Annotated in this window: 7 protein-coding genes; all 7 read left to right on the forward strand. The window is 71.8% G+C overall.

Going from position 1 to position 5,268, the window contains the following annotated elements:
• Positions 1 to 300: 300 nt before the first annotated feature.
• Positions 301 to 465 carry a hypothetical protein gene (locus E0W80_RS19265; RefSeq protein ID WP_157560201.1) on the forward strand — a complete coding sequence of 55 codons (165 nt, stop codon included), beginning with the start codon at positions 301 to 303 and terminating at the stop codon, positions 463 to 465.
• 12 nt (positions 466 to 477) lie between these two features.
• Positions 478 to 1,608, forward strand: coding sequence for a MoxR family ATPase (locus E0W80_RS18950; RefSeq protein ID WP_131494541.1), 1,131 nt, complete (start codon positions 478 to 480; stop codon positions 1,606 to 1,608).
• Positions 1,605 to 2,798: a VWA-like domain-containing protein gene (locus E0W80_RS18955; protein ID WP_067121502.1), complete on the forward strand. Its 1,194-nt coding sequence runs from the start codon at positions 1,605 to 1,607 to the stop codon at positions 2,796 to 2,798. The genes E0W80_RS18950 and E0W80_RS18955 overlap by 4 nt, the downstream gene beginning before the upstream one ends.
• Positions 2,799 to 2,867: 69 nt before the next feature.
• A complete protein-coding gene (locus E0W80_RS18960; protein ID WP_067121500.1) occupies positions 2,868 to 3,152 on the forward strand; it encodes a hypothetical protein in 285 nt (94 codons plus the stop codon).
• Positions 3,149 to 3,349 carry a hypothetical protein gene (locus E0W80_RS18965; protein WP_067121498.1) on the forward strand — a complete coding sequence of 67 codons (201 nt, stop codon included), beginning with the start codon at positions 3,149 to 3,151 and terminating at the stop codon, positions 3,347 to 3,349. The genes E0W80_RS18960 and E0W80_RS18965 overlap by 4 nt, the downstream gene beginning before the upstream one ends.
• Entirely contained in the window at positions 3,346 to 4,497 is a 1,152-nt protein-coding gene (locus E0W80_RS18970; protein ID WP_067121497.1) for a hypothetical protein, read from the forward strand. Before E0W80_RS18965 ends, E0W80_RS18970 begins: the two co-directional genes overlap by 4 nt.
• A gap of 68 nt (positions 4,498 to 4,565) precedes the next feature.
• Positions 4,566 to 5,268: AAA family ATPase (locus tag E0W80_RS18975; RefSeq protein WP_165875519.1), on the forward strand; the 703-nt coding region annotated here is incomplete at its 3' end.

Consider the following 5,268-nt stretch of genomic DNA (forward strand, 5'->3'; position numbering starts at 1 on the left):
CTCCGCTCGCTGCGCTCGCAGGGACGAGCGCCCGGCAGGCCGGGCGCTGCCGCGCGGGGTGCGGGACCGCTGCGCGGCCCCTCCGGTGGTCCGGGCACGGCCTGCGGCGCTGCGCGCCTGCGGCTCGATCCTGCGCAGGGGTTCCGCCACCCTGGTCCCGCTTTGGCTCTTGCTCCCGCTCCCCCAGCCCGCGGCTCTGAGGCGCTGCGCGCCCTTGCCGATCTGGCTCGCGTGTCCCAATGTCGGAGGCCCCTCGTAGATTGTGAATGTCACATTCACTACCAGTCCCGGGAGGACGACGTGGAACCCAACATCAGCCGAGCGCTTCGCATCGACAAGTCCGCGGCAACGCGCCAGCGGGACGCTCAGGCCGCGGCCCAGGAGCGGGTCGCTCAGTACTACGACGCACGGTACGGCTCCGAGTTCGGAGCCCTGGTCCGCAACACCAACGACTTCGACTTCTGAGAAAGGCCCATCATGACCGCGTCACTTCCCACCCTGAACCGCCAGACCAATCCCCTGCTGACCGTGATGCGCGCCGCGGGGCGCGCGGGTGTCGCCGTCCTGCTGTGGGGCAAGCCGGGCATCGGCAAGTCCTCACTGCTGGGTGCTCTGGCCGAGGCGGAGGGGTTGCCGATGGAAACGGTGATCGCCTCTCTCCGCGAGCCCGCTGACTTTGCGGGCCTCCCGGTCGTACAGGACGCGGGGGTCGCGCTGTCGGCCCCCGCGTGGGCCACCCGGCTCGCCGCCGCAGACGAGGGCTATCTGTTCCTCGACGAGTTGACCACCGCCCCGCCCGCGGTGCAGGCCGCAGCCCTCCGGGTGGTGCTGGATCGGGTGGTGGGCGATCTCGCTCTGCCGCGAGGCGTGCGGATCGTGGCGGCGGCGAACCCGCCCGAGCAAGCCGCGGACGGATGGGACTTGGCCGCGCCCATGGCGAACCGGTTCCTGCACATCGACCACACGCCGGCTACCGACGACTGGATCGACGGAATGACCACCGGGTTCCGGGTCGCCGCCTCCGGGCGGGTGCTGGACTACTCCCCGATCCTTCGCGCCGCGAGCCGTGCCGAGGTCGCGTCGTTCATCCGCACCCGCCCCGATCTGCTGCACGCTCTCCCCCAGGACGACGCGGCGAGCGGGCGCGCATGGCCCTCGCACCGAACGTGGACGATGACCGCTGACGTGCTGGCGTTCCTGGACCCCGGCGACACCCCGGCCACCCTGCTCGCCGCGAGCGGGTTGGTGGGCGAGGGGGCCGCGACCGAGTACATCGCCTGGCGGTCCTTGAATGACCTCCCTGACCCCGCCGACGTGCTGGCCGATCCCGAGTCGGTGTCGTGGGCGACCCTCGAACCGTCCCGCGCGTGGGCGACCCTCACCGCCGTCACCGCCTACGCAACCGCGAACGGCACCAAGACGGGCTGGCTGTCGGCGTGGGCACCGCTCGCGGTCGCGGCGGGTGCCGGTTTGCAGGACGTGGCGGCGGCGAATGCTCGCGCGCTGCTCAAGTCCCGTCCTACCGGCACCAACCCGCCGTCGAGCGCGAAGGCGTTCCTGGCGATCCTCACCGAAGCCGGACTGATCCCCCAGGAGGTTGCAGCATGAACCCGACGATCCGCGCGCTGACGGACGACGAACGCCGCGCGCTGGCCGCGGCTCGTCTGGTGGCAGTCGAGTCCGCGCCCTACCTCGCGCACGCCCTGTTCACCGCGCGACCGGTCGCCGCCGAGGGGCTGGCAACGTTCGCCGTGGATCGCCACTGGCGGCTCTACGTCGATCCCGTCACGCTCACCGAGTGGGGGCCGGTCGTGGCCGGTGCCGTCCTCGTGCACGAGGTCTGCCACCTTGTGCGCGACCACGCCGGACGGGCCGAGTCGCTTCCCGGCCCGGTCGATCACACGCGGTGGAACTACGCCACCGACGCCGCGATCAACGACGACCTGCTCGCGGCTGGCCTTCCGCTGCCCGAGTGGGTCGTCACCCCTGCCGCGCTCGGCATGGATGAGGGCGGCGTGGAAGAGGTCTACTACGGCGTGCTCACGCCCGAGCCGCCGCAGACCGAGGTCGGTTGCGGATCGGGCGCGGGCGACCCCGTACAGGACTGGGAGCCGGGCCTGGACGACCCACAGACGCCGGGGCTGGACGACGGCCAGGTGACCATCACCCGCCGCAAGGTCGCACACGACGTGCGGGATGCAATCGCTCAGGGACGCGGCACCGTCCCGGCTGGCATGGCGCGCTGGGCGAGCGACGAGCTGCGAGCACCCAGCGTGCCGTGGCGGAAGGTGCTCGCCGGGATGGTGCGCCGCACCGCGGCCCTCACCGCGGGCCGGATCACCTACACCTACACGCGACCCGGACGCCGCCGCCTCCCCCAGATCGTGACGCCCGCCATGCGCGCTCCCCGCGTCACCGCCGCCGTCGTGGTGGACACGTCCGGGAGCATGACGAAGGCCGACCTCGACACGGCGCTGGCGGAGGTCAGCGGCGTCCTCAAAGCCGTGGGCGGCACCGTCCGGGTGATCGCGTGCGACGCCGCGGCCGCGTCCGCTCGCCACGTCCGCAACGCTCGCGACGTGCAACTGATCGGCGGGGGCGGCACCGATATGCGCGTCGGGATCACCGCTGCCGAAGCGCTCAAGCCGACCCCGGACGTGACGGTCGTGCTCACCGATGGAGACACCCCCTGGCCCGACTCACCGGGGCGCTCGCGGCTGATCGCCGTGCTCACTCGCGAGCACGGCATGAGCCGCGTGCCCGCATGGGCGCGTGCGATCCACGTCCCCACCGGCTGAGCGGGTCCAATGTCGGAGGCCCCTCCTAGAGTGTGAATGTCACATTCACTATCGCTAGGAGGGGTTGCCATGTCACTTCGCAACCAAATCATCGAAGAGTTCAAGGCACGCAATGACGGCCAGGAGCCTTCGGGCTCATACGTCCGCCTCATCGAGCGCCACCGGGTGAGCGAACTCGAGCCGACGAGCGATGAGGCGCGACGCATCCGCGGCGACATGGCCGAGCGGGAGGCGATCACCGCCGAGGCGCTGCGCCGGTGGTTCTCGATCCGGCACGAGGGTCTGCCGATCCCGATGCCCTCCGTGACCCGTCTGGAACACGAAGTGCGCCAGGAGCGGGCGGCGGCGCGATGAGCGCCCGCCGCCCCTCCGGGGTCGCTCTGGATGCCCTTGCGGAGCGGATCTGCGCCGCGGCGGGCACCGACCTCGCCGCAGTGCTGGCCGACCTCCGGGACGGCACACCCGCAACGGCAACGCCTGACGCGATCCGGGCCGGGTGGGCAGCCCCTGACACCGTGATCCCCGAGCGTGCCGTCGAGGTGTCCGGATGAGCCTCGCGCAGTTCACGCTCGGCGCTCGGCTGCGCGCCGAGCACTCTGGCAGGGCCGTCGAGGTCGCCCTGTACGCACCCGCGATCCCGCCGCTAGGCGGCATCGCGGTGACCGTAGACAGCGACGGCGAGCGCGTCTACATCACCGCGACAGACGGCGACGTGACGCACGCGGGCAGCGACCGGGCCGGTTTGGAAGCCTTGGCTGCGCTCGGCGCGACGATGACGGACCCTCGCCGGCCCCTCATCGTCGGCACCGGCCGCGACCTCGCAATCCTCACCGCCCTCGCTCGCGCCTACCCCGACGCGGATGCCTCGCCGGTCATCGGGTGGTGGGACGAGCGCGCCGACTTCCCCGGCTCCGATGCGGTGCACATCGCCACCGACGCAGCACGCCGACGCTGGGCGCTCGGCGTGCATCCCGACCGCGAGCTCGAACCCGCGACGTGGGCGCAATGGCTCGGCATCGAGTCCACCGGCCCGCACCTGCTGCTCGACCTCGCCCGCCTCACGGCATCCGGTCACACTCTCCCCGGCCTGCTCGACGCGAGCGTGCTGGACACCGCCTCATGGCAGCGCTACGTCAAGCGCATCGGCGCCGGTCGCCCCTGGTGGGCAAGGGACTCACGGCAGGATGCCGCCCTGGGACTCATCGCCCGTTCGCACGCCGTCGAATGGTTCGACTCGATCCGGCTGGACGACCCCCTCGTCGCCCTTGCCGCATCCCACGACGGCACGGTCGTCCCCGGCACAGTCCTCACCCGCACCGAGGACACCGCCGTCATCGCCGCCGACCGACCGCTGAGCCGCCTCCGCGTGGACACGAAGATCACCGGGTGGCTGGGCGAGCCGATCCACGCGGGCCGCACCGACGCACTGAGCGGCAGCATCGCCACCGCGAACATCGACACCAACGCCAGGCTGACCATCACCGTCGAGGGCATCCCGAAGCGGTCGAAGGCAGGCCAACCCGGCGAGCGGGTGACTCTGCGCCCGCGCCGTGTCGATCCGCACATGCAGGCGAACGCGCGCAGTCTCGCCGCACTCGGCTACCGCCGTGGAAACAACTGGATCGCCGGACGGGGAAAGCCCGTCACGCGCCGCGGCAACGCGCCCCTGGACGTGATCGTGGCCGCAGCCGATGACTGATCGGAATGTCGGAGGCCTCCCGTAGTCTGTGAATGTCACATTCACTATCACTACGGGAGGCACCGACCATGAAGAAGGCACCCGGCACCACACCCACGCCGACCGCCGCCCCGGCGAAGCCGGCGAGCGCCACTGAGCACCTACGCAACCCGACCCTCGCGCGCGCACTCTTCGCCGTGTGGAGCGGAGACGCCGCCGTGGTGATCGACTCCCCTCCGGGCGCGGGCAAGACCCACCTCATCACCAACCTCGCCCACCAACTCCACACCCGCGCTGGCATGACCGTCGCGATCGCCGCCCAGACCCGCGCCCAGGCCGTGGACGTCGCCAACCGCACCGCCGCCACCGGCACCCCTACCGTCCTGCACGTAGACGCCGAGAAGGGACGCCCGCGTGACCTCGACAGCACCGTCACCCTGACCAGCTCGCGCAGCCTGCGCCCCGGCGCTGGCGTCATCGTCGCGACCACCGCACGCTGGCATTGGGTACCCGCCAACCGCACCGCCCACTTCGACGTGCTGCTCGTCGACGAGGCTTACCAACTCACCTTCGGCGACCTCGGCGCACTCGGCGGCATCGCCGACCAATTCGTCCTCGTCGGCGACCCCGGACAGATCGACCCCGTCGTCACCGGAGCCACCCGCCGCTGGGAAACCCTCACCACCGGCCCGCAGAACCCCGCTCCCGCCGCCCTCATCGCCGCCCACGGCGACGACGTTGCCCGCCTCCGCCTTCCCCAGACCTGGCGATTCGGCCCCGACACCACCGACC

Origin of the sequence: Microbacterium sp. PI-1 (assembly GCF_004337555.1) — a bacterium.
Taxonomy (GTDB): domain Bacteria; phylum Actinomycetota; class Actinomycetes; order Actinomycetales; family Microbacteriaceae; genus Microbacterium; species Microbacterium aurugineum.